The sequence below is a fragment of the Algoriphagus sp. 4150 genome (assembly GCF_031457395.1).
In the GTDB taxonomy this organism is placed as follows: domain Bacteria; phylum Bacteroidota; class Bacteroidia; order Cytophagales; family Cyclobacteriaceae; genus Algoriphagus.
The window spans coordinates 38332-61958 of the sequence record NZ_JAVDWS010000025.1 but is presented as its reverse complement, the minus strand read 5'-3'; the positions used below and the strand labels follow the sequence as shown (position 1 = coordinate 61958).

19 protein-coding genes are annotated in these 23627 nt (G+C 42.7%); 7 read left to right on the top strand and 12 right to left on the bottom strand.

The annotated features are described in order from the left end of the window. Nucleotides 1–337: 337 nt before the first annotated feature. Nucleotides 338–2860: an FtsX-like permease family protein gene (locus tag J2X69_RS21880; RefSeq protein WP_310108135.1), complete on the bottom strand. Its 2523-nt coding sequence runs from the start codon at nucleotides 2858–2860 to the stop codon at nucleotides 338–340. Beyond that, complete coding sequence (locus tag J2X69_RS21875) at nucleotides 2853–3530, bottom strand: ABC transporter ATP-binding protein (protein WP_310108133.1); 678 nt, start codon at nucleotides 3528–3530, stop codon at nucleotides 2853–2855. The genes J2X69_RS21880 and J2X69_RS21875 overlap by 8 nt, the downstream gene beginning before the upstream one ends. A 442-nt stretch (nucleotides 3531–3972) precedes the next feature. Here J2X69_RS21875 and J2X69_RS21870 point away from each other — a divergent pair, with 442 nt between their 5' ends. The 6 genes from J2X69_RS21870 (at nucleotide 3973) to J2X69_RS21845 (ending at nucleotide 12633) form a co-directional block, all read left to right on the top strand. Beyond that, the gene (locus J2X69_RS21870; RefSeq protein WP_310108131.1) at nucleotides 3973–6417 is read left to right on the top strand and encodes a TonB-dependent receptor; all 2445 of its coding nucleotides are present in this window, start codon (nucleotides 3973–3975) and stop codon (nucleotides 6415–6417) included. A gap of 9 nt (nucleotides 6418–6426) precedes the next feature. After that, the gene (locus J2X69_RS21865; RefSeq protein ID WP_310108129.1) at nucleotides 6427–7752 is read left to right on the top strand and encodes a PepSY-associated TM helix domain-containing protein; all 1326 of its coding nucleotides are present in this window, start codon (nucleotides 6427–6429) and stop codon (nucleotides 7750–7752) included. A gap of 513 nt (nucleotides 7753–8265) precedes the next feature. Next, nucleotides 8266–8958: an arylesterase gene (locus J2X69_RS21860; RefSeq protein ID WP_310108127.1), complete on the top strand. Its 693-nt coding sequence runs from the start codon at nucleotides 8266–8268 to the stop codon at nucleotides 8956–8958. 284 nt (nucleotides 8959–9242) lie between these two features. Continuing rightward, entirely contained in the window at nucleotides 9243–10355 is a 1113-nt protein-coding gene (locus J2X69_RS21855) for a hypothetical protein (RefSeq protein WP_310108125.1), read from the top strand. After that, on the top strand, nucleotides 10352–11491 hold the full coding sequence (locus J2X69_RS21850; RefSeq protein ID WP_310108123.1) for a hypothetical protein: 1140 nt from the start codon (nucleotides 10352–10354) through the stop codon (nucleotides 11489–11491). The genes J2X69_RS21855 and J2X69_RS21850 overlap by 4 nt, the downstream gene beginning before the upstream one ends. Then, complete coding sequence (locus J2X69_RS21845) at nucleotides 11488–12633, top strand: hypothetical protein (RefSeq protein WP_310108120.1); 1146 nt, start codon at nucleotides 11488–11490, stop codon at nucleotides 12631–12633. The genes J2X69_RS21850 and J2X69_RS21845 overlap by 4 nt, the downstream gene beginning before the upstream one ends. A gap of 155 nt (nucleotides 12634–12788) precedes the next feature. Here J2X69_RS21845 and J2X69_RS21840 read toward each other — a convergent pair whose 3' ends face one another. From J2X69_RS21840 to J2X69_RS21795, 10 genes are all read right to left on the bottom strand, one after another. Continuing rightward, nucleotides 12789–13370: a porin family protein gene (locus tag J2X69_RS21840; RefSeq protein WP_310108118.1), complete on the bottom strand. Its 582-nt coding sequence runs from the start codon at nucleotides 13368–13370 to the stop codon at nucleotides 12789–12791. A 141-nt stretch (nucleotides 13371–13511) separates the two neighbouring features. Further along, on the bottom strand, nucleotides 13512–14897 hold the full coding sequence (locus J2X69_RS21835) for a sodium-dependent transporter (protein ID WP_310108116.1): 1386 nt from the start codon (nucleotides 14895–14897) through the stop codon (nucleotides 13512–13514). Between the two features lie 41 nt (nucleotides 14898–14938). Continuing rightward, nucleotides 14939–15856, bottom strand: a complete 918-nt coding sequence (locus J2X69_RS21830; protein WP_310108113.1) for an SDR family oxidoreductase — start codon at nucleotides 15854–15856, stop codon at nucleotides 14939–14941. Then, the gene (locus J2X69_RS21825) at nucleotides 15846–16688 is read right to left on the bottom strand and encodes a peptidylprolyl isomerase (protein WP_310108111.1); all 843 of its coding nucleotides are present in this window, start codon (nucleotides 16686–16688) and stop codon (nucleotides 15846–15848) included. The genes J2X69_RS21830 and J2X69_RS21825 overlap by 11 nt, the downstream gene beginning before the upstream one ends. Beyond that, nucleotides 16685–17614, bottom strand: a complete 930-nt coding sequence (gene hemC / locus J2X69_RS21820) for a hydroxymethylbilane synthase (protein ID WP_310108109.1) — start codon at nucleotides 17612–17614, stop codon at nucleotides 16685–16687. The genes J2X69_RS21825 and hemC overlap by 4 nt, the downstream gene beginning before the upstream one ends. Continuing rightward, nucleotides 17611–18516 carry a 30S ribosomal protein S6--L-glutamate ligase gene (rimK, locus tag J2X69_RS21815; protein ID WP_310108107.1) on the bottom strand — a complete coding sequence of 302 codons (906 nt, stop codon included), beginning with the start codon at nucleotides 18514–18516 and terminating at the stop codon, nucleotides 17611–17613. The genes hemC and rimK overlap by 4 nt, the downstream gene beginning before the upstream one ends. 61 nt (nucleotides 18517–18577) lie before the next feature. Beyond that, complete coding sequence (locus tag J2X69_RS21810; protein ID WP_310108105.1) at nucleotides 18578–19015, bottom strand: RimK/LysX family protein; 438 nt, start codon at nucleotides 19013–19015, stop codon at nucleotides 18578–18580. Nucleotide 19016: 1 nt separating this feature from the next. Beyond that, on the bottom strand, nucleotides 19017–20153 hold the full coding sequence (locus J2X69_RS21805) for a hypothetical protein (protein ID WP_310108103.1): 1137 nt from the start codon (nucleotides 20151–20153) through the stop codon (nucleotides 19017–19019). Between the two features lie 11 nt (nucleotides 20154–20164). After that, nucleotides 20165–21361: a GlmU family protein gene (locus tag J2X69_RS21800; protein ID WP_310108100.1), complete on the bottom strand. Its 1197-nt coding sequence runs from the start codon at nucleotides 21359–21361 to the stop codon at nucleotides 20165–20167. A gap of 69 nt (nucleotides 21362–21430) precedes the next feature. Beyond that, on the bottom strand, nucleotides 21431–21679 hold the full coding sequence (locus tag J2X69_RS21795; protein ID WP_057939325.1) for a type B 50S ribosomal protein L31: 249 nt from the start codon (nucleotides 21677–21679) through the stop codon (nucleotides 21431–21433). A gap of 216 nt (nucleotides 21680–21895) precedes the next feature. Here J2X69_RS21795 and J2X69_RS21790 point away from each other — a divergent pair, with 216 nt between their 5' ends. Beyond that, nucleotides 21896–23596: a hypothetical protein gene (locus J2X69_RS21790; protein WP_310108097.1), complete on the top strand. Its 1701-nt coding sequence runs from the start codon at nucleotides 21896–21898 to the stop codon at nucleotides 23594–23596. Nucleotides 23597–23627: the final 31 nt, after the last annotated feature.

The following is a 23627-nucleotide window of genomic DNA, read 5'->3' as shown; positions in this document are numbered from 1 at the left end:
CTTGTTTTTTTTTCTTTTTGTCGTTTCATAGTAGTTTACTTTGTGTAAACTCAATTCAGGACGAGTCAAATCCTAGAAATCCCCCTTGCCCCCTTTTTGAAAGGGGGATTTGCCAAATTTGAACTTCTAGCATTAATTCAAAGCACATACGTGCAGTTAAGCGAATACACATAAAAGGACATAGTAAACTCTAGCATTGAAGGCTACTTCGGCCTGCCTACCGGCAAAGGCAGGTCACACGTCACTTGTACTGAGCGAAGTCGAAGTATCGGTCTTCCTGCCAGTAAACCAAGTAAAATGAGGCCACTGGCATCATTGCGAATAATCATATCTTATCTTAATTCCCTCTCAATATCTCCATTGGCGGTTGGTTGATAATCTTCCTGCCGTTGAGCCATCCCAAAACTATGGTCAAACTTGTGATCGCCAAGTAAAGAATCAAAGCTTCCGGCCATGCTCCCCGGAATGAAATATTGAATACAAATTCACTCAATAGCCAAGTCGCTCCAAAGGACAGAATAATTCCTGACAGCGATGCCAAACTTCCCAAGAAGAAGTATTCCAGCGTATTGATCTTGCTAACTATGGCAGAACTGGCACCGAGAGTTCTTAGCAGAATGCTTTCCCGCATCCGCTGATATTTGCTGATAATCAGAGAACTGATCAGCACCAATATTCCCGTGGCAATACTGAAAAAAGCCATAAACTGGATCACAAAGCTGATTTTTCCCAAGATTTCTTCCAGCGTCTCCACTATTGTCCCCAAGTTAATAATGGAAATATTCGGGAATTCCCGTACGATTTCAGACTGTACATCAGCAGCTTCACGGTCATTTTTGGTCTTGGTGATCAGCACATGAAACTTCGGTGCCAGATCCAACACTCCCTCAGGGAATAGCACAAGGAAATTGGTGGAAACTTGCGTGAACTTTACATCCCGAAGACTTCCAATGTAGGTTTTGATAGGCCTCCCTTGCACATTGAATTCCACCTCATCTCCTATTTTCATTCCATTGCCTGTTGCAAAACCACTTTCAAAGGAGACAAAGATGCTATCACCTCTTGCTCCCAGAGGAATCAGTTCGCCCTCAGTCAGCTTTTCTGAAGAAATAAGCGTGTCCCGATAAGTCACACGAAACTCCCTATTGTATAGCCAGCGAGAATATTTGTCATCATCAGGCAACGCTTCATTCTCCTTTTTGCCTACCCCATTGATCTCATTCAGTTGCATGGTCACAATGGGAACTTCCTGCATGATCGGAAGATCCCTAGATTCTATTTTAGCTTTCACATCTTGCAGCTGGGCAGTTTGAATATCAAACAGCAGCATATTCGGCTGATCTTTCTTGTCCGCAAATCTGGCTTCCTCCAGCAGTTGTGTTTGAAGGAAAAATAGCGTAGAAATCATCGCCGTCCCCAGGCCTATTGTTGCTATCAAGGAAACTGTTTGGTTATTTGGCCTGTACAGATTAGCCAAGGATTGGCGCAGTGTATATTCGAAAGAGATAGGTAAAAACCGTCTAACCGCCCATATAATCAATTGGGCAACTCCCCAGAGAATCCCGAAAGCAAAAACCACAAATCCTGTGAAACCAAAAGCGAAATCAACCCTATCCAACAGGTAAAAACTAAAGCCCCAGATAAAAGCAAGAATTCCCAGAATAACCAACCAGCGCAATGGATCTTTAAGAAAAGTAGAGCTGCCTGACTCGGGTCTTAGCGTCTCCATCGGAGAGACATTTCTCACTTTCAGCAAAGGCAACAGCGCAAATAGCACAGACACGAACAATCCGGTAATAATCCCGAAGCCTACAGAAAGCCATGAAATCCCAAAGGAAACTTCCACCGGAAGAAAATCCGCAAACACAGCAGGTAATACAAACTGGAGCAAAGTTCCCAGAAAAGCACCGAGTATAGCTCCGACAAAGCCCATAATTATAATCTCAGTCAGGTATATCAGCAATACATCTCTGGAAGAAACTCCCAAACAGCGCAAAACGGCCACCGAAGACAGCTTTTCTTTCACAAAGACATTCACTGCACTCGCCACGCCTACACAGCCTAAGAGCAATGCGATAAAAGCCACCAAACTCAGGAAATTGGAAAGATTGGCAAATGAACGCCCAGTGGAACGTTTTCTGTCTTCTACTGTATCTGCATTCACCCGATCCTCTTCCCATTGATCCTCGTAAGGCTTGATCAGCGCTTCCACATCAGTGCCTTGGGAAAACATAAAATACCTACTGTAATTCACCCTGCTCCCGTATTGCACCAGTCCTGTTTCCTCCAAATAAACCTGAGGAATATAAACCGCAGGAGCAACAGATGCAGTGATGCCTGTCTGACCCGGTACTTTCTGCAATTCTCCTACAATTTCAAAAAGCACCTCACCTACTTTGATCTGATCCCCCACTTCGGCATTGAACTGAGCCATCAGTGTTTTTTCCACCAAGGCTTTTTTCCCTCCGGAGCGAAAATCTGCGTCACCAGAAACTGGAATAGTTTCGAAAAAACCATAGAAAGGGAACGCACCCTCTAGCGCCCGCACCTGCGTCAAGCGACTGGCACCAGTCTCTGGGAAGGCGACCATACTCGCGAAATTAACTTCCGAAGCCAGCTGCGTGGCAGCACTATCAATGGGCTGATCGCCAACCGGCTTGTTGTTTTGCAGTACCAAATCAGCACCCAAAAGCTCTTTGGCCTGATTGTCAATATCAGCTGTAAGGTTTTCACCAAACGAGCTTATTGCCACCAAAGCGGCAATCCCTACCACGATGGAAGAGACAAAGAGCAAAAGTCTGGAGATGTTTTTCCGGAAATCCCGAAAAGCCATCTTAATAATCCATCCGAAATCAGGCATCTGCACCCTCCTGTATTTTTCCTCCCTTGATATGAATGATGCGTTGGGTTTTGGCAGCCAGTTCCAAATCGTGCGTAACCAAAACCAGCGTTGTTCCTTCTTCCTTATTCAGGTCAAAAATCAATTTCTCGATCATTTCCCCTGTTTCAGTATCTAAATTGCCCGTGGGTTCATCTGCGAAAAGAATTTTTGGCTCATTGGCAAAAGCTCTTGCAATAGAAACACGCTGCTGCTCTCCACCGGAAAGCTGCGTAGGGTAATGCGTCCCTCTGTCTCCCAATCCGACTTTGTTAAGAAGTTCCTGTGCTTTCTGACGTGCATCTTTCCGTTTTTTCAGCTCTAGTGGCACCATTACATTTTCCAAAGCAGTCAGAGTAGGTAAAAGCTGGAAATTCTGAAATATAAAACCCACACTTTGGTTTCTCACGGCAGCACGTTGATCCTCAGATAAGTTTTCTAAAGATTTTCCATCCAGCACTACACTTCCCGTGGAGCCGGAATCCAATCCTGCACAAAGCCCAAGTAGTGTGGTCTTGCCACTTCCTGATGGCCCCACAATGGAAATAATCTCGCCTGATTTGATGTCAAATGTCACCTCGTCTAATACAGTCAGTTTCCTGCTGCCACTTACGTAAACCTTGCTCAGGTTTGATACTGATAAAATATTCATGTGTTGTGATGGGAGTCAATAAAGGGTATGAAAAGGCTTAACGAAAAACCTCCGCTATGGTTGATTTGAAGATAGCATTCCCGCTACAAACCAACAAACCGTATTACACCGAATCAAAAAACAACTGGATTCAAGACAATTACGGGTTCATTTCTTCAAATGCCCGTTGATCCAAAAGCGTCTCCGTTAATTTTATTTAAAATAAATCCAGATAAGATGATTTATTTTCAAATCCTTCACATACTTTTGTCTTATCGATAATCAATCTAAATAAAACACAAGGTCAAGCACGATCCCGTACCTACAGGATCATACAACTTGTCCCGAACTTGCTTTGGGAGAGGGATGATCATCCACATTACGGGATTCCAACTGCCTGCCGGTAGGCAGGTTCTGACTCTACTGGACAAATTACAACCACTAAAAAATAATTATTAAACACATGAAAGGATTTTTTACCCTTTTGGCCATATACTTCATCAGTATTATAGGCGTATTCAGTCAGTCAAACTTCGAACTACGGGGATCCATCAAAGCCATCGGTGGTGAGCCTCTGGTCGGTGCGAGCATCCAAGTTGCCGGAACTTCTTTTGGCACAGTGACGGATATTGATGGAAATTATTCCCTTGTTTTCGACAAACCGGGAGAGTATCAATTGAAATTATCGTTCATTGGATACAATACTGTCAATGAAAAAATCACAATCAACAAGCCTACTTCCACAAGGAGTTTCCAACTGCAGGAAGAAACGTCCAGCCTACAGGAAGTAGAGATCGTCGGCAGAAAAGAAGAAGGATATAAAAATACCGCAACTTTTCTGGGAAGTAAAACGCAGACAAACATCAAAGATCTGCCTCAGTCAGTTTCCTATGTGACCAAGGAATTGATTTTGGATCAAGGGCTGATGCGCGTAGGTGAAACGGTGAAAAACTTCTCCGGAGTAAGCCAGTTCACGTTCTATGACGACATCACTATCCGTGGCTTCCGTATCAACGGCGGAAGCAATACCCAGTTGGTAAATGGGCTGCGCTCCACGTCCGGCTTCTGGAAGCAGCCACTGATCAACTACCTGGAAAGAGTGGAGGTACTAAAAGGCCCCTCTTCAGCACTTTTCGGCAATGCCAGTCCGGGAGGAGTGGTAAACCGAGTAACCAAAAAACCATTGGACATCAATAGAAATAGCTTGAGTTTCTCGGTGGGTAGTTTCAATAATTTTCGAGGCTTGGCTGATTTCACAGGCCCCGCCAATAAGTCAAAGACGCTACTTTACCGATTAAATCTGGGCTATGAAGATACCCAAAACTTCAGAGATTTGCAGTTTGACAAAAACATCGTGGTAGCTCCTTCATTTTCTTTCATTGCATCTGAAAAAACCCGTGTGAATTTGGATTTGGTATTCAACAATTCCAGCAGCCGGCTGGACAGAGGACAATCCACCTTTGAGGACAATTTATATTCCACTCCTATTTCAAGATCTCTCAATACTGCAAATGACTTCTTGAAAGAGCAAACGTACACGATCACCACATCCCTGAACCATCAAATCAGCAAAGACATCAGTTTCAACGCCTCTTACATGAAAACCGGCTACAATGAAGACCTTGTTGAGCACAGATCTTCCAACAGCTATGCTGTAGACGGTGATGGAAACACCATCGGAACTTCGGTAGCCCGTCAGGTTTTTATCAGAAAGAGAGCCAGGTATGTTGATAATCTGTCTGCTTATTTCAACATTCAGAAAAAAACAGGCGACCTGTTCCACAAACTTGTAGTCGGTTACGATTATGCTCAGGAGACTCTACCTGCAGGTGGCTCTCAACTGACTGCAAATGGATATAGAAATGCGACAAATACAGGCTTTATTTTGAGATACAACCCGGCGAACAGGGAAAATTACCTGCTTGATGCCAATGGAAATCCCGTGCCCAACGTTCCCCATTTTGACTTAGAGAATCCTATTGCTTCCCAGACCATGCAGGATATGTCTAAATATTTCTATGCACAAAATAGCTACGACCCGACACGTTACCAATTGAACGGTTTTTATGTTCAGGATCAAATCAGCTTTGGAAAATTGGAAGCGATGATCGGGCTTAGATATGAAGTATATACAGACTTCGAAAACTATCAAAAAGCGGATGAAGAAAAAGTAAATCAGAATGTTTTACTTCCACGATTTGGGTTGGTGTTCAAAGCCAACGAGCACATGAATTTCTACGGCACTTACGTCGAAGGCTACAACCCACAAACGGCATCTACCATCTCCAATCCAAACGCAGGTGGTCCATTTGATCCTTTGATCAGCTCTATGGTTGAATTCGGGATCAAATCAGACTGGTTTAACAAAAGACTTGAGTTAACCACAGGAGTCTATCAAATCGATCAACGGAACACCTTATACCCGGTACCGGGAGAAATTGATCTACTTGAGCAAATCGGCAAGGAATCTGCCAAAGGAGTGGAACTTGACGTAACCGGCAGGATTCTGATGAACTGGAGTATTATGGCTTCTTATGCTTATAATGTGGCGGAAATCACAGAAAGTCCGAATGAAGAAGACCTAAACAGGCAAAAGCCAAACGCACCGAAACATCAGGGAAATCTATGGACTAAATATGAGTTTGACCAAGGTGCTTTGACAGGGTTGGGTGTGGGTTTTGGTGCGAATTTCGTCACAGAAAGAAACCTTTCACTCAGTGCTACCCAAACCATCCCTAGCTATACGCTCTTGAATGCAGCCCTGTTTTATACCACCGGAAATGTACGTCTACAGCTAAACGTCAACAACCTATCCGACAAAACTCACTGGGTAGGCGGTTACGATTACCTGAGACTTTTCCCGGGTGCACCAAGAAATGTATTGGGAACAATCACCTTCTCATTCTAATCCGGAAAAGTGGCGGCTAAAAAATCTAAAAATCTCCTTTGGAAAATCCATCAATGGATCGGTCTCTATGTGGGAATCGTCATTGCAGCGCTCAGTTTAACTGGCGCTGTTGCCGTTTTCATCCCTGAGATCGATGCATTTCTAGAGCGTGGGTATGAACTTAAAGAAATCGGAGATTCATACGCGCCGATGAATGGAATCATATCACAGGTTCAATTGGAAAACCCCGGGTTTAGAGTTTTAGGAGCAATGCCGCCAGCAAAAGCCACTGATCCGCTGATACTGAATATTTTTCTCGAGGCTGGAGTAAAAGACTCCAAACGGTTCCAAGTTTTCATCAATCCATACACAGGAGCGATTTTAGGTCAAAAAAACCACACCGACAGTCTCTCCAATTACTTACGGCAAATCCATGTCCGCCTTATGGATGCCTGGTGGGGAAGACAACTGGTAGGTCTGGCCGGAATAGGATTATTTGTTCTTTGCGTCACGGGATTGCTTATCTATGGGCAATTCATGAAGAATCAACTCTTCGGCGCAATCAGAAAAAAGAACCTTCGCCTTTTAATGGCTGATTGGCACAAGATGGTAGGAATGGCCGCACTGCTTTTCAATCTGATGATTGCCGGTACGGGCGCTTGGCTGGGACTTCAGCCAATTTTGATCAAAGCCTTTGACATCAAAGCTCCGAATACTTTTGTGAGGACAGAGAAGATCTCAAGCCCGGAAGTTGACCTTGACCAAGAATATGATTTTTGGAAAGCGGTAGAAGCTGCAAAAGCCCAAATCCCGGGATTTATCCCAACGCAGGTCATTCCCTCAAAAAACGGCACAAATACAATCGAGGTAAAGGGAGATGCAGGTCATTTGCCATTTGAACCTCATATCTCCCAAGTAGTGCTGGATAAGACCTCACTGGAAATTCTGGATGTTTATGACATCAGAGAGCGGGCATTCTCCGACAAATTCTATTACATGCAGGAAGGTTTGCACTTCGGAAGGTTTGGAGGGATTTTCCTTAAAATCGCCTATGCCCTACTAGCCATTACTTCCGGAGTCCTTTCCATCACCGGTTTTTTCATTTATTTGATCCGTAAGAAAAAGACCGCAGAGGAGAAAGATCTTGTCAAAAAAACCATCTTTATTTACTCGATTTCCACCATCACCCTTATTATTTTGCTGGGGCTGATCACTGTATTTATTGGATATGCATATGCCACTCTACTGATGACTCCGGCAGTATATATTTTCTTGTTCTGCTTCATTTCCTACCGGCTTTTTAGCTATTGGAAGAAGGAAAGCTTATCAAAAGAACCGATTCATGAAAAAGGATAAACAGCTAACAGAACATTATTTATTGCCACTGAACCTCTGTTTCCTCTCTTTCTTTGGGGTTTTTATGTTTTATGAATTGGACAGGTGGCTTATGCTTGATGCTCTGCAATCAGCTTCTTTTATCCCTCTTGTGACCTGCGGACTGGCAACAGTCTTTTTGGCGGGTTCTATCAAATTTCGAAACCCTTATTTCCAAGGGTTCTGTGTCTTACTTTCTCTAGTTGCTTTGATAATATTATTCTGAGAAACATAAAACTCTACTTTTTCCTGAACCTTTTAGCCTAAAATCCTTTTGGGTATATAACTTAATGTGATTATCCGCAATGATGCCAGTAGCCATATTTCCCATGTTTTACTGGACGGAAGACAGATACTTCGACTTCGCTCAGTACAAGTGACGGGTGACAGAAGTGGCCGCTGCGCTAGTGTTTTCCGAATATCATGACATCTTTCTTCCGTTACTGGTAGAAAAGCGGATAATCATATAGTTTTACATTTCACAATTCCCATCATATGCAATTCAATCTTAATCGTTTATTTTCTTCAGCGCTTCTACTTTTTGTTGGATTAGCTGCCAGCTCATGCGCTGAAAAAAAAGCCGAAACAGTCCAATCCGAAGTCTTATCAGAAAAAACCCAAAAATCAAAATCCGATCAAAAAACCATCCTTTTCTTTGGCAACAGCTTGACAGCTGCCTACGGGATCAATCCTGAAGATGGCTTTGCCGGGCTTACCCAATCCCGCATCGACAGCTTAGAACTGGACTACAAAGTGATCAATGGAGGGCTTTCGGGTGAAACTACGGCCGGCGGACTTAGTCGGCTAGACTGGTTTCTGGAAGAAGAACCTGCTGTATTCATCCTCGAACTTGGAGGAAATGACGGGCTTCGGGGAATCAAAGTCACTGAGAGCAAAAACAATCTGATTAAGATCATAGATAAAGTCAGGTCAAAGTTTCCTGAGACAAAAATCATCCTGGCCGGCATGCAGATCCCCCCGAATATGGGTCAGGAATACGCCAAAGAGTTTTCAGCGATGTATCCTGCCGTGGCAAAAGAAAAGAACGTGACACTTATTCCGTTTCTTTTGGAAAATGTGGGAGGAATTCCTGAACTAAATCTCCCAGATGGAATTCACCCTACCGAAGAGGGGCATAAAATTGTATTTGAAACCATCTGGCCATATATAAAAAATACTATTGAGTAAGAGCCATGATTTGATTGGTGAAAATACACCGATAAAACTTCCATGAAATGCGGCGCGCAGACCTTAGTGGATATACCGAAAGTATTCTTTGAGACGCAGCCCACGGCACAAAAAAAACCTAAAACTCAGCCATTTGAGCTGAGTTTTTTTATTGTTTTACCAAGAATGTTTTTAATTTCATAATTAACTAATAGTTAAATGAAATGCGCGATTCTTTTTTTACGCTAGCGCTCCTAATAGGACTACTATCAGCGTGTGGCAGCCCGGAAAGAAATAAAACGGCAATGGATTCAACCGTTACACTTGAATTAGAATTACGGGACTCATTGGATCTTGATTTTTTAGGTTCTCCCATTCTGGCTTCTACCAATCCGGAGGGAAGCAGATTTGCATTCTTTGATTACCCTTCAAAAAAAATCATCATTTCGGACAAATCCGGGAAAATCCTTGATACACTGTCGAAAAACGGGGATACACCTGACTCCTATGGTTTTTTGATTGATCTTCCGGTGATCTGGGGAAATGATCAGCTTATTCAAGTCGGTATGAACGGGATCTTTATATACAATCAAGACGGCAATATGCTGAAGAAGATAAAGCATCCCGAGGATATGGGAGGCGCAGCATTTATGTCTATACCCGGTAAAACTTCCAAAATTGCCCTGTTCGACAATGTCCCCTATCTACTAATGAATTCTATCAGAACTAAAGATACATATGCCGGAGAGCAGAAATTTTACGACACATATAAAGCGCTAGAGCTAGTCAATTTGGAAACCGGAGAATCCAAAGACTTCGGCTCATTTGAAAAGGGAAGTTTATTCCATAACGGCAAAGGATTTATCCAAAGCGATTACCTTCCTGCTTTTGCAGAGAGCAAAGGAAAATTATACCTCTCACATGGTGGCGAGCCAAAAGTTTGGATTTATGACTTTACTCCCGAAAAATCGACACTTGACACTACGCTAGCCCTCGACATCCCAAATCTATTCCCGATTGAAGGAGTGGACCGCAAGGAACTCTCAAAAGGCAGTTATTCGATACACGGCGGTAATGCTGCTATAAAAAATATTTTTGTGCAAAAAGGAAAGATACTGATCTTCTATTTCCCCGGTCTGGATCCTAGGGAAATGGAAGAGGCACAAAAATTATGGAGTGAAGGAAAAGAGGAAGAAAGCAGCGCTTTTTATGAAAAATTACAGAAAAAATCACCTCCCGGTATTTTGGTTTATGATGAATCCAGTTTAGAATATCTGGGGCAATTGAAGTATCCGCAAAACACAAATACGGGAGGATTCCTTACCGACGGTGAGTATATATATTTCCAGAGGATTCCCCCTGAGGATATAGAGGAAGATTTTTTAAGGATTTACAAAATGAAACTGGTCGAAAAATGAAATACAGACACTTTTTACTCACTTTCGCAACCGCCTGTTTTTTCGCCTGCTCATCATCAGAAAACACTGAGGACACGAATTCCGAATCCTCCAATGAATGGGAACTGCAGATTGTGGATTCTATACAGGTGGATTATCTGGGAAATATCTCAACTGGTGATTTCAAAGATGGACTAGGTTTGCTCTATGACTACACTGCCAACTCTTTAATCAAAATCGATTATGATGGTAAGGTGTTAACTACACTAACATTTCCAAAAGAAGGCCCAAAGTCTATTCCTTTTATTTCCACTGTCAAAATTGATCCAGATGGCAATCCCTATATCGGACACTACCGGGGGCCTTTTTATGAATTAAATGATGACCTTTCAGTTAAAAGAAACATTGAAATGCCTTTTCCATCCCAATCTTTCGGGGGTCTGATGGATGACAAATCCTTGGGATTTTGGGAAAATGATATAATTCTTCATTATCCTGGAAGAGATGAAGTAAGCCCTTACACTGACACCTATCTAAGTGACAATTTTTTGCTCGAAAAGTTAAATCCTGCTACCGGAGAAAGTAGCCCCTTAATCAGAACACCTGACACTTCAAAATTCAGTACTGGTTTGCTCTATGAAAGACCGGCCATATCATTTACGGTAAATGAAAATGACTTATTGCTTTACTTCAACAATGAGCCTAAAATCCACAGATTCAGTCTGCTTGATTCTGGGCGGCACATAGAAACCATAGATCTTAACCCCACGAAATTTATCGAAGCTCCAGAATTGAAAGACAAAACAGAAAACTATGGCTACGAAAGACTGGTCGAAGGTAATATTTACGGAGTTTTTGCAGATGAGAGTCTATTTGTCGTGCATTATTCTGAAGGGATTTCAGAAGATGTTTTTGGAGATAACGAATTCAACTTCCCTGAGGACTTTCCAAAATTGATCGAATTAAACCACTTTAATTTCAGAGTTTACAGTAAGAATAATGGTTGGTCAAACGAGATTCCCATTCCTAAAAAAGTTGATAAAATCTTTGCAATGGAATCGCCCACCCAACCCTTTTTCGCTCTCCGTAACGATGAATATCTAGGTGAAGAGGAGGATTATTTGACTTTTTATAAACTTCTATTAGTACAGAAATGAAAAACCTAACCTACCTATATCTCTTCCCATTTGCTTTTAGCTTAATCGCCTGCTCTGGTGAAAAGGAGGAAACAAAAACCTCCACTCCACTTACAGAACAATCTTTGGGATTTGAAATCTACGATTCACTGGTGGTGGATTACCTTGGCAATCTCTCTCTGATGGACATCAGTCCTGATGGAAAATCCTTTCTGCTAAGGGATCAAACTACAGATTCTATATTGGTGTCAGATATTGAGGGTGAGATTCTTTACCAGTACAAGTTAAGTGGTGAGGGGCCAAACCAATATCAATCCAATCTCTATGGAAAAAGCAAGTTCTTAACTAGCAATGAGTTTCTGATCCCTACTACTGCCGGAGTTTACAGGTATAACATTCAAGGCCAATTGCAGAAAAAATACACTCCGGACTTTACTCCAAGGGCTCAAATCATCATTGGCGGTGCAGATAATTTATTCATAAAGGGAGACCGGCTTTTCCTTAACCTCCCAGGACGGGGTTCGGATGATTTTGGCAGCCAAGGCATTGACTATCAGAAAAAATCCACTCACATCGAAGTTCTAGACCTACAAACTGAGACCTATGCTCCAGCTATCCCCTTCCCGATCACATCCAAATTCAGCAGCAAAGAAAAAGCCTATAAATTCTTCTCCTCCTATCCCGCCATTTCTATAGACAGTGATAGCCTTTACATTGCCTACAGACACGAACCGAAGATTTTCGCCTATCCATTAGCAGATTTATCCACTTTAGCTTCGACGAAAGTTATTCCCTTTGAATCTTTTTTTGAAAACGAGCCCAAAAGTGCCCAAGTAGATGACAACATCAATATTAGTGAATTGTATGCAGGTACGATTAACAGCCTTATAGCGATGGGAAATCAACAGTTTTTAGTGGATTATCTTGCAGGATTGACAAGTGAAGAATATGAGGAGACAGTAGGCAAAGCAGGTGAAGACATGAACAAACAATGGGAAGAATTAGGAAAAATCAACAAGGGAGGACTGGTTATCTTTAACGGAAAAGAAATCAGTTCTCCAATTACAAACCGGAAATTCTCGGCAATCTGGACAAATACATTTCTAAGGATGAAATCTGGTTTTCCCTTAACTTCTCCGAAGCCGAAAACGACTATTCTGTAATCTATAAAACACGGCTGGTAGCCAAATAAACGGAAATTATTGATCTCAGTCCTACCAATTCCGTTCTGCTTCCGGAGAAGCAGCACAACTAGAAGAACTGCTCAAAATAAAAGCCCGGCGATCAACCGGGCTTTTATAAAGTTTAAATCTTTCGATTAGAATAATCTAAAACCTACGGATAATATCCATTGGTTTGTTCGCTGATCGGTATTGAACCCCGCCACGTTTCCGGTAAACTTATCCAAAGCACTTTCGTATTTCGCATCGATTATCAAGTTACCTATATCTATACCAACGCCGGCTTGATAGCCAAGAGTGGCATTTCTAAAATCTGTATCCTGTACAGTTTGTCCTGCTTCTTTCAGCTTCGAATTCACATTGATACTTGCTATAGGACCTGCCTGCACTCTCAGCAACTTCAACACCTTAATGCCCACCATCACCGGGATATCTACCCGGTTAAAATTCGCATCATATTGCTTATCATCCGGACCAAATGAAAACTGTCCCTGAGTCTGGGTGAACAATGCTTCCGGCTGAAGATATAATCCCCCCAAGTCGATTCTGGCAAAAGCTCCAATGTGGTATCCGAATTTGGAATCTCCATTTTTAAATTGATCACTTTTAAGATTCAATTTGGTCTGACTAAGACCCACCTTCGGACCTATAGAGATCCCCTGGGAATAGCCCGTGAGCGCAATTACCAGCAGTGCTAAGGAAAGAATGATTTTTTTCATGGTTATATGTAATTGGTTTAGTATGCTTACTAACGACAGAATTTAAGAAAAATTAGCAATTCTCTTGCCAAGAGAATAACATATTGCACGAAAAAAGGAAATCCGAAGATTTTCTTTTTCAACTAACTTACTACCAAGAGCCTATGCCTCCTGCTGAACTCCCATCACACCTAACATATTCAGTAACAACAGGATAATTACGATCGGACATATATACTTTATAAAAAACATCCAAGCTGCTCTAAACGGCCCTTTGAAGCCGGGCGCACCTGATGCTAATTCATCGGCGTAATCGGACAGCTTGGATCCCCAACCTGTATATAAAGACAACATCAAACATATCACTATTACGGCAAATGTGCCAAACACAAAATCCATTATCCCAAAGAATCCTGTTAGTCTGGAACCAAAGAAGTTGATATGCAAATCAGCAAAGAAAGTACCCGGGATTTGCGAAAGGGCAGAGGGTACGGAAAGAGCCATCGCTGCTATACCGACAGTCCAGGTAGCACGTTTCCTATTCCATTTTCTATCATCAATCAAGTATGCCACCGGTACTTCCAACATGGAAATAGTAGAAGTCAATGCAGCAACCATAAGAAGGATAAAGAATAAACCTCCCACGATATTCCCGCCAGGCATAGCATCAAAGACTTTGGGAAGTACATCAAACACCAAAGCCGGTCCTGCTGCAGGATCTTTGCCCGGAAGAAGAGCAAATAAAGCCGGGAAAATCATCAATCCTCCCAAAAGTGCGACTGAAGTATCCATACCGGCGATCCAGCCGGCAGATTGAATAATATTGGATTTCTTGGGCAAATAAGATCCAAAGGTGATCATCAAACCCCATCCCACGGACATAGAAAAGAAGGCCTGTCCCAAGGCCTGAAGTACTACTGTTCCATTTATTTTAGAGAAATCAGGCTTTAAATAATACTCAATACCCGCAGAAGCCCCTTCCAATGTCACTGATCTACCTGCAATGAATATGATAATAATAAATAAAACCGGCATCAGGAATTTGGATGCTTTTTCTATACCTCCAGACACACCGCCGAGTACAATAACAACCGTCATCAGTATAAATACAAATGTCAATGGAATTACATATAGGGGTGTTTTTACAAACTCAGCAAAATCAATGGGGATATTGATAATCTCCGTAAAAATATATCCCACAGTCCAGCCTGCTATTACTGAATAATAACTGAACACAAAAAAACACATAATTACGCAAAGAACTCCTGCGCTTTGCCAAAAGCGATTTCCTCCGGTCTCCCGAATAGCCCCAATGGGATTTTTACCTGATTTTCTACCTAATGCTATTTCATTAAACAATAATGGCAAAGCTATCAACAGTACACATAAAATATATACAAAAACGAAGGCACCTCCTCCGTTTTCACCGACTAGATATGGAAACCTCCAAATGTTACCCAGGCCTACTGCGGAACCCGCCGCGGCCATGATAAAACCTAGACTGGATCCCCATTGACCTCTTTCTTCGGTATCGTTGCTAACTGCCATAAATTATTCTAAAGTTAAATAAAGGGTATATAAACTGCTTTTTAAGATCGGGCTAAGATAATTTGTTTTGCTAAAATACCAATTGCCGCCCGGAAAGTTTTAGGCTCAAAACCAAGCTGTTCCCGAGCTTTTGTGATAATAAAACCTGTTTTTAAAGGTCTTTTTGCCAGCTGTGTAAACGTGCTCGAATCAGCCCGCTTTATTAATTCTTTGTTAAGCCCAAAGAACTCAGCCGTGATATTTGCCATCTCATAGGGGGTCAGAAAATCAGGTCCCGAAATATTAAAAATCCCTGTTGCTTCTTTTTCGGCAATCAAAATACAACCTGCAGCCAGATCCTCAGCAAGCGTAGGAGTACGGAATTGATCATCTACCAACGGGATTTCTTTGCCTGCCTCCAATGATGATTTCACCCAAAGCACGATATTCGTCCGGCTCATATCATGGGCTATCCCAAACACCAATACTGTGCGGGCAATTGCCCATTTAGTCTTACAGGCCATGACCATCTGTTCTCCTTCCAGTTTAGTCTCCCCATAGTAATTGACGGGGGCTGGCTCTGCATTTTCGTCCAGAGGACCTTCTTCTCCCGAGAAAATAAAATCTGTAGACAGGAATATAAAATGCGCTTGTGCTGCTTCGGCAGCTTTGACCAAATAAGCCGTGGCATTGACATTGGCATCGTAGCAAGCAGCTTGATTCAATTCGCATTGATCTACATGGGTCATCGCCGCGCCATGGATAATGATATCAGGATTGATTTGGGCCAATGCTATCCCCACCTCTTCTCCATTCGTAATATCAAGAGAAACGTATTCGAATCCAGTTCCCGGCAACCTACATTCGCCTTTGCCACTGGCTATTACCTGAAATGCTCCTTTTTCCACTAATTGAGCTACAAGCTTTTGACCAAGCAGCCCATTTGCGCCGGTGATAAAAACTTTCTTCTTACTTCTCATCTGCATAGGTATAGCCATATTCTTTTTCAATTTTCTTTCGGGACATTTTATCAACAGTGACCTTCATGAACACAGGCTCTACCGGTCGATCCCGCTGGGTAGGTAGATTTGAAATCGCATCGGCTACTTCAAGTCCCTGGATTACTTCTCCGAAAACAGTGTACTCCTTATCCAAATGCGGTGTCCCGCCTACAGTGGTATAGGCTTCTATCTGCTCAGCCGTAAAATCCTTAGTCAACTTAACATTCAATGATTTTTCCAATTCCTCTCTTTTGGAGAGAAGTATTGTGGTCAGACTATCGTATTTCTGCTCATTGTAGAGTCGGGTGTACTGCTTTTTCAATTCTGCCTGACTTCCCAGCTCCATATATTTCATAAAAGCCTTCTGAAGTGCTGCCATATCCGTGGTCAATTCCAGTTCCTCGTATACTTTTCCTATCACTATGTAGAACTGTGAGCCGCTTGATCTTCTTTGCGGATTGATGCCGTCTCCCTGACGGGCCGCGGCAATCATTCCTTTTTTGTGGTAATGGTTTGGGCGAATCTCCGCCGGCAACGTCGGCCATTCCTGAGCTGGCAAATTCTCCTTAGTGAACACATCTCCTCCCTGAACCATGAAATTTTTGATCACACGCTGAAATTCCGTGGAATCAAATCTGCCGGCTTCAGCCAGTTTGATGAAATTGGATTTGTGCTCAGGCGTGTCGTCAAAGAGTACTGCCACTATGTTGCCGTGACTGGTCTCTATAGTGATTACATAATCTTTATTAGCTGCACAGGCGAATGAGCTGGCACAAAGGAAGAGAAAAAGTAATGTTCTTAGAAATCTCATTTATTCAGTGTTGTTTTGATTTGATCCAATATGATTTTCCCTCCTGCAGCAAAAACCTGATCAGCCAAGTCTCTCCCCAGCCTTTCGGGCTCTTCGGCATTTCCTTCTATTACAATCGAAATGCGCTCTTTACCATCTAAACTCACAATTCCCCCTGTTAGGCTAAGCCGCTTTCCATCAAGGTCTGCCAAGGCAAACACAGGGATGCTACACCCTCCTTCCAGCACTCTGAGATAAGCCCGCTCGGCACGTAGCCTCATAGATGTTTCAGGGTGATCACATGCGGATGTGATCATAGCCTTCACATCCGGATCTAATTTCTGCGCTGCCTCGATGGCCACGGATCCCTGTCCCACTGCCGGTGTAAATTCATTGAGATCCAGTTCCTCCACGATCATATGGTCATATTCCATACGGTGCACTCCTGCGTATGCGAGCAATAAGGCATCACAAAGTCCTTCTTCCATTTTGCGGATACGGGTTTGTAGATTTCCCCGAACCTCCACCGTTTTCACATGCGGATAAAAATGCTTCAAGGTAGAAATCCTGCGTGTAGATGAAGTCCCCAACACAATATCTTGCTTCAACGAAACTTCTTTGTTATGGGAGACAAGCACGTCATTTTCTTTTTCACGCTCGGTAAAGGCTATAATTTCAAAACCTTCCGGCAAATTGGATTGCATATCCTTTGCACTATGTACGGCAATATCGATTCTTCCATCCAGCAACTGATCTTCAAGTTCCTGAGTAAAGACCCCCTTGCTGCCAATTTTGGCAATGGAAACATCGAGAATTTGATCACCTTTGGTATCAATGATTACAATTTCAGTACGCAGTCCTGCTTTTTGCAAAAGTTCCTCCACATGATACGCCTGCCAGAGTGCCAACTTGCTTCCACGTGTACCTATTTTCACTAATTGACTCATTGGCTTGATATTTTCATAGGGCGTTTGTTCACCCCTTCTTCTATAAATTTCACGATTGCAGCGGCTATATCTATCCCCGTGGCTTTCTCTATACCCTCCAGCCCCGGAGAGCTGTTTACCTCCAAAATCAACGGCCCTCTTGCAGATTGAAGCATATCTACACCGGCCACATCCAGGCCAAGTGCTTTCGCAGCTCCCAATGCTGCTTGCTTTTCTGCCCGGCTTAACTTGATAATGGTAGCTTTTCCACCTCTGTGAAGATTGGAACGGAATTCACCCTCCGCGCCTTGACGTTTCATAGCACCGACTACTTTCCCATTCACTATGAAAGCACGTATATCGGCACCCTTGGCCTCTTTGATAAATTCCTGAACAATAATCCTGGCTTTCAAACCATGGAAAGCCTCGATCACAGATTGACTGGCTTTTTTTGTCTCTGCCAAAACCACTCCAAGCCCCTGAGTACCTTCGAGCAACTTGATAATCAAGGGAGCTCCACCGACATGCTCAATGATTTGCTTTTCTCCTCCTTTGGAAAAATTCGTGAAGGCCGTCTTCGGCATCCCCAAACCTGCACTGGACAAGATCTGTAAGCTTCTCAGCTTGTCCCGGCTTCTTACTATCGCCTGAGAATTCACTGCCGAGAAAGCCCCCATGAGTTCAAACTGGCGAACCACAGCTGTGCCGTAAAAAGTGACCGAAGCACCCACTCTGGGAATTACAGCATCTATATCAGTGAGTTTTTCTCCTTTGTAGATGATAGAAGGCCCCTCCTGCTCGATGATCAAGTCACAAATACTATGATTTACAATTGTCGCTTCATGCCCTGCTTTCTGAATCGCTTCAAAAAGCCTTTTGGTAGAATACAAATTTGGGTTCCTGGATAGGATTGCAATTTTCATGTGAAAATTTTTAGAGGGTATGAGGCATGTTCATGACTCGTAAGGTAAATCGGTAATCAGCTTATTTTTTTCTGTATTGTCTAGCCAGATTGACTTTGCATACATCTACAAGAAAACGATTTCTAAGGATTTTCCGGCCAAGGAGAATCGCATTTCTCATACTTGATCTATCCGACAGTGTAAACTCTGCCGGATAGATTTCACCGGCAAGTTCAAAGGTAGTTTCTATCAAATAGCGAACCTCTGCATGACCGAATGAATTTTTCACCTTTTTCTCCCTGAAATGCTCAAAAGTAACCAGATTCCCTGTATATGATTTGTGTCCTGGCAGTAAGGGTTGGAATCGCAACACGCGCTTCCCGTTCACTTCGATTACTTCCAGATTCTCCGCATGAATGCTACTTGTATAAGCTCCTGTATCCACTTTTGCCCAGACTAACTTTAGCCCCAGATCAGGGAGAGAGACCTTTTCTTTTCTGCCAATTATTTTTTGATCCATATCAGCTGATTTTAGCCATCAATCTCGTCACATTCATAGAAAGATCCGTGAAGATAAACTTAGCGTTGCCATTTCTCTCCAGATGGTAATGAGCCGTATTGAAATCTCCATAGAGTTTACCTACGTGCTCTTCCTTGAGAACTTTTCCGCTGATTTTATTGACAAAATCCCGATCCTCGTCATGGGTACGCAGGAGTTCGTCCAGGCCGGCATTTTTCAGAAGAATCTCGCGAAGGACATTCAGCCCCGTCAAGACAAGGGATTTTTGTGCTTCTTTATCTGATTTGTGAAAATCATCTGCCAGCCCAAAAATGCTTTTGAAATCGGCTTTGTAACAGGACAAAAACCACTCTCTGATTTTTTTCACCTGTAGATCTTCTACCTGCTCCACTAACCTATATGCTTCACGTAAATTACCATCTGCCAGCATTGCAATCTGATCAGCGGAAGATTCATCGCAGAGTCCCTTTTCGATAAGATGGTTTTTCACTTCTTCATCTGAAAACCCACGGATGGTCACTTTCTGTGTCCGGGAAAGTATAGTGGTCAGGAGCTGATCTGCATGGCCTGTCACCAATATAAAAAGTGTCTTGGGTTGCGGCTCTTCGAGAATTTTCAGCAGCGCATTTGCTGCCGAAGAGTGCAAAAATTCAGGTGCCCAGATCATCATGATTTTATACCCTCCCTCGAAAGACATCAAAGAAAGGGCTTGAATGATTTTGCGCGCAGCACCTTTGGAAATATTTAATTGCTTCTTCTCAAAATTATTGAAATAGATAAAATCATGCACGTTTCCATAAGGATGTTCTGTCGCAAACTTTCTCCAATTTGTCAGAAGATCGACCTTTTCATCATCTTCTTTATCATCTTCCTTTGCGGTGGCAATAGTCGGAAAGGCGAAATTCAGATCGGGCAGCACCAAACGGCTCATCCGCTGGCAAGAGGCACAAATCCCACAGGAATCTGTAGCACCGGGATTCTCACAGTACAAATAGGTGCACAGTGCCAGAGCCATAGTCAGATTAGCTGAACCTTCAGGTCCATGAAACAGCAATGCATGCGCCAAATGATTGTTTTTGACAGCATTGATTAGGTTTTCTTTGGTTTCGGGAAGTCCCGGTATATCTGCGAATTGCATGGATTAATAAATCAGGATGAGGTTTCCCAAATTCTATAGTTTTTGGTCATTTCGAAAATCAAACGCAATATTTCTTGTTCGTCCCTGTTCATTCCTATTCCTCTCCTTGCCATTACGGCCTGTGCTACTTCTATAAATTTCGGAAACAAAAAGGTAGAGAATCCCTCTGCTCCACCCCAAGCAAAGGAAGGAATAAATTTACGGGGAAATCCCGGGCCAAAAACATTGGATCCGATACCAACCACAGTTCCTGTATTGAACATGGTATTGATGCCGCATTTGGAGTGGTCTCCCATCATCAGGCCACAAAACTGCAAACCCGTGTTGGCATAATTTCCTACCGTATAATCCCAAAGCTTCACCGGTGAATAGTTGTTTTTCAGATTGCTGGTATTTGTATCAGCTCCCATATTACACCATTCACCTATCACAGAATTCCCCAAGAAACCATCATGACCTTTGTTGCTGTAGCCAAATATCACTGAGTTGGATACTTCACCTCCAACTTTGGAATGAGGACCCACGGTAGTATCTCCTTTTATTTTAGCTCCCATGTTGACTGTAGAACTCTCACAAAGTGCAAATGGCCCACGGATCAATGCACCTTCTTGAATCTCCGCGTTTTTACCAATATAAATAGGCCCATTGTCCGCATTCAATACTGCTGCACGAATCACGGCACCCTCTTCGACGAAGATATTCTCAGGCGAATACAGCTTAGTATGAGAATCAGTTAAATCTGCTGATTTTCTACCTCGGGTGATTAAGTCAAAATCCTTTTTGATTTCAGTACCATTGAATTGGAAGATATTCCAAGTCTTCAACACCAGTATCGGCTCAGAATCCATCTGGACATTTTCCCTCCCCTTCACAGCGGCAAGATTCTTTTCTGTTTCGCCTAGGTAAGCAGCCATTAATGTTTTCCCGAAATAAAGTGCCTGATTAGAAGAAAGAGACTTCAACAACCCCAAACTATTGCCGTCGGGAAGCCAAGCACCGTTTATAGCCAGTGTATTTCCTGCTTTGCGCGGAAATTTGGTTTGCAGATAACCTTGGGTAAGAAATGACACCTCCACATCAGTGATCCTTTCCCATTTCTCAGAGATTTTCAGAATCCCCACACGGATATCCGCAACCGGCCTGGTAAAAGTAAAAGGAAGCAATGATCCGCGGATCGTGGGATCGTCAAACAATAAAATAGAGTCCATGAGGCAAAAATAAAAAAGTCTCCCGGAATCCATGCTCCAGGAGACTTATTAGCCTGAGATAAGAAAGAATTACTTCTTCTGAGCGTATCTTCTGTTGAATTTCTCAACACGACCCGCAGTATCAAGCATCATTTTCTTACCTGTGTAGAACGGGTGAGACTGAGAGCTCACTTCCACCTTGAACAGAGGATATTCGTTGCCATCTTCCCAAGTGATTGTCTCGCTTGTTTCGATAGTTGATTTAGTAAGAAATTTAAACTCGCTAGAAGTGTCGTAGAAAACGACGTCTCTGTAGTTTGGATGGATATCAGCTTTCATATTATTGCTAGTTATATAGTACCTCTTTCAAATGAGGCACAAAGCTACCCTTTTTCAGAAAATCCACCAAATCTTTGCCAAGTATTTCTAAGTCAATTGATCAAAAGGACTTGAAAAGTCGATTCCAGAACACAAAAGAAGGCTTTTTTGATGAGATAGTTTTTAGATTTTCAATACTTCAGCCCCATTATCATGAATGTTTTTTAGATTTAGTCAATGCTAAAGATATTCTGTTCCCGCCCGAGCTTCTGCCTACTTATATTTATAGGCACATTTTTGCTTTCGTTTTTTGCCTTTTCGCAGGGAAGCTATATTCCATTCGACAGGGATTATTACCAAAAGATCGAACGCTATGAAATTCTTCAGGGCAGGAATAACCAAATTTTCCATACCGGAGCAAAACCTTACAGAAGAGATCATGTAGCCGCATACTTGGATAGCCTCTCCAGAGATGCCGTGATCCGTTCTAGATCTGACCGGTTCAATCTTGCCTATCTGAGCCAAGACAATTGGGAATTTATCAGCCAAGAAACGCCGGAATCAAAAAAACCTTTCTTAAAAGGGCTATATCGCAGACCCGGAGACTTTGCACATTATTATAGTGATGAGTTTGATATCCATGTGAGTCCTGTCATCTACCTAAACGGCGGTATTGAACAGGACAACAATCAAAACCCAAATCGACTTTCCCGCGGAGTAGTTCTTCGTGGATCTATTGATAAGAAAGTGGGTTTTTACACTTATTTCACTTCCTCTGAAGCGTTTTTTCCAAGCTGGGTAAAAGGCTACGCAACGCACAATGGTGCTGTTCCGGGAGAAGGTTTTTGGAAAGAATATAATGAGGGTGGCTACAGTTATTTCTCAGCGTTGGGTCATGTGAGTTTCAATATCACCAAACATATCCAAGTGGAAGTAGGTCATGACAGAAACTTTATCGGGGAAGGCTATCGATCTTTTTTGCTGTCGGACTTTTCCAATCCCTACATGTTTGTGAAGTTAAATACGCAGGTTTGGAAATTCCAACTGACCAATATCTGGTCGCAGATGACTGCTGATGTGGACTATGATAGAGGCAGGCCAACTGACGGAAGATATCCGCAGAAATGGTTTTCCTTTCATCGACTGGGTTTCAATGTAGGCAAAAATCTTAATCTGGGATTCTTTGAGTCCGTGATGACTGATAAGGCCGATTTCAATTACTACAATCCTATTGTCTTTTACCGTTGGGTGGAGCAATCACTCGGCACACCGGACAAAGTGATGCTGGGTATGGATTACAAATGGAATTTCTACCCTTCCATGCAGCTTTATGGACAATTTTCGCTGGATGAATTTGTTTTCTCTGAGTTTTTCGGTCAAGACGGCAAAGGATCCAAGCGGAACAAATACGGGCTGCAAGCAGGCTACAAGTACATTGACCTGTTTAAAATATCAAACCTTGACTTACAGTTGGAGTATAATTCGGCAAGACCCTATACTTTTCAGGAGAAATTCGATTTTCAATCCTATAGCAATTGGCGGACACCGCTGACTCATCCCAGAGGGGCCAACTTTCGGGAAATGTTGGGGATCCTCCGATACCAGCCTATCCCAAAACTAAACTTGACTTTACTGGGCATGTACCAACTCTATGGTAGCGATCCAGACGAGGAAACAAACTGGGGCGGTGATATCCTGAAAAACAGACTTGTGGGGAGCCCGACTGGTTTATTTGGAAATGAGATCGGACAGGGAATCGAAAACAAAGTGATACAGACAAATCTGAATGCCAGCTTTATGCTTCGCCATAATTTCTTCATTGATGCATCACATACGCTCAGAAGGAGAACGGCTCAAGACTTGGACAGTCCGGAGACCTCCCAATACTTGCAACTGGCTTTCCGTTGGAATTTCATCAGACCGGATTACAACTATTGAACGTAAGCCTCGGCGGGCTATTTTACGTACC

What these genes read in the sequence shown, in the direction of transcription:
- rimK (WP_310108107.1), bottom strand. Translation starts at nt 18,516, where the DNA reads ATGAAAATTGCAATCCTATCCAGGAACCCAAATTTGTATTCTACCAAA.
- J2X69_RS21860 (WP_310108127.1), top strand. Translation starts at nt 8,266, where the DNA reads ATGCAATTCAATCTTAATCGTTTATTTTCTTCAGCGCTTCTACTTTTT.
- J2X69_RS21855 (WP_310108125.1), top strand. Translation starts at nt 9,243, where the DNA reads ATGGATTCAACCGTTACACTTGAATTAGAATTACGGGACTCATTGGAT.
- J2X69_RS21800 (WP_310108100.1), bottom strand. Translation starts at nt 21,361, where the DNA reads ATGGACTCTATTTTATTGTTTGACGATCCCACGATCCGCGGATCATTG.
- J2X69_RS21810 (WP_310108105.1), bottom strand. Translation starts at nt 19,015, where the DNA reads ATGGATCAAAAAATAATTGGCAGAAAAGAAAAGGTCTCTCTCCCTGAT.
- J2X69_RS21825 (WP_310108111.1), bottom strand. Translation starts at nt 16,688, where the DNA reads ATGAGATTTCTAAGAACATTACTTTTTCTCTTCCTTTGTGCCAGCTCA.
- J2X69_RS21850 (WP_310108123.1), top strand. Translation starts at nt 10,352, where the DNA reads ATGAAATACAGACACTTTTTACTCACTTTCGCAACCGCCTGTTTTTTC.
- J2X69_RS21805 (WP_310108103.1), bottom strand. Translation starts at nt 20,153, where the DNA reads ATGCAATTCGCAGATATACCGGGACTTCCCGAAACCAAAGAAAACCTA.
- J2X69_RS21790 (WP_310108097.1), top strand. Translation starts at nt 21,896, where the DNA reads ATGCTAAAGATATTCTGTTCCCGCCCGAGCTTCTGCCTACTTATATTT.
- J2X69_RS21840 (WP_310108118.1), bottom strand. Translation starts at nt 13,370, where the DNA reads ATGAAAAAAATCATTCTTTCCTTAGCACTGCTGGTAATTGCGCTCACG.
- J2X69_RS21845 (WP_310108120.1), top strand. Translation starts at nt 11,488, where the DNA reads ATGAAAAACCTAACCTACCTATATCTCTTCCCATTTGCTTTTAGCTTA.
- J2X69_RS21870 (WP_310108131.1), top strand. Translation starts at nt 3,973, where the DNA reads ATGAAAGGATTTTTTACCCTTTTGGCCATATACTTCATCAGTATTATA.
- J2X69_RS21875 (WP_310108133.1), bottom strand. Translation starts at nt 3,530, where the DNA reads ATGAATATTTTATCAGTATCAAACCTGAGCAAGGTTTACGTAAGTGGC.
- J2X69_RS21795 (WP_057939325.1), bottom strand. Translation starts at nt 21,679, where the DNA reads ATGAAAGCTGATATCCATCCAAACTACAGAGACGTCGTTTTCTACGAC.
- hemC (WP_310108109.1), bottom strand. Translation starts at nt 17,614, where the DNA reads ATGAGTCAATTAGTGAAAATAGGTACACGTGGAAGCAAGTTGGCACTC.
- J2X69_RS21830 (WP_310108113.1), bottom strand. Translation starts at nt 15,856, where the DNA reads ATGAGAAGTAAGAAGAAAGTTTTTATCACCGGCGCAAATGGGCTGCTT.
- J2X69_RS21880 (WP_310108135.1), bottom strand. Translation starts at nt 2,860, where the DNA reads ATGCCTGATTTCGGATGGATTATTAAGATGGCTTTTCGGGATTTCCGG.
- J2X69_RS21835 (WP_310108116.1), bottom strand. Translation starts at nt 14,897, where the DNA reads ATGGCAGTTAGCAACGATACCGAAGAAAGAGGTCAATGGGGATCCAGT.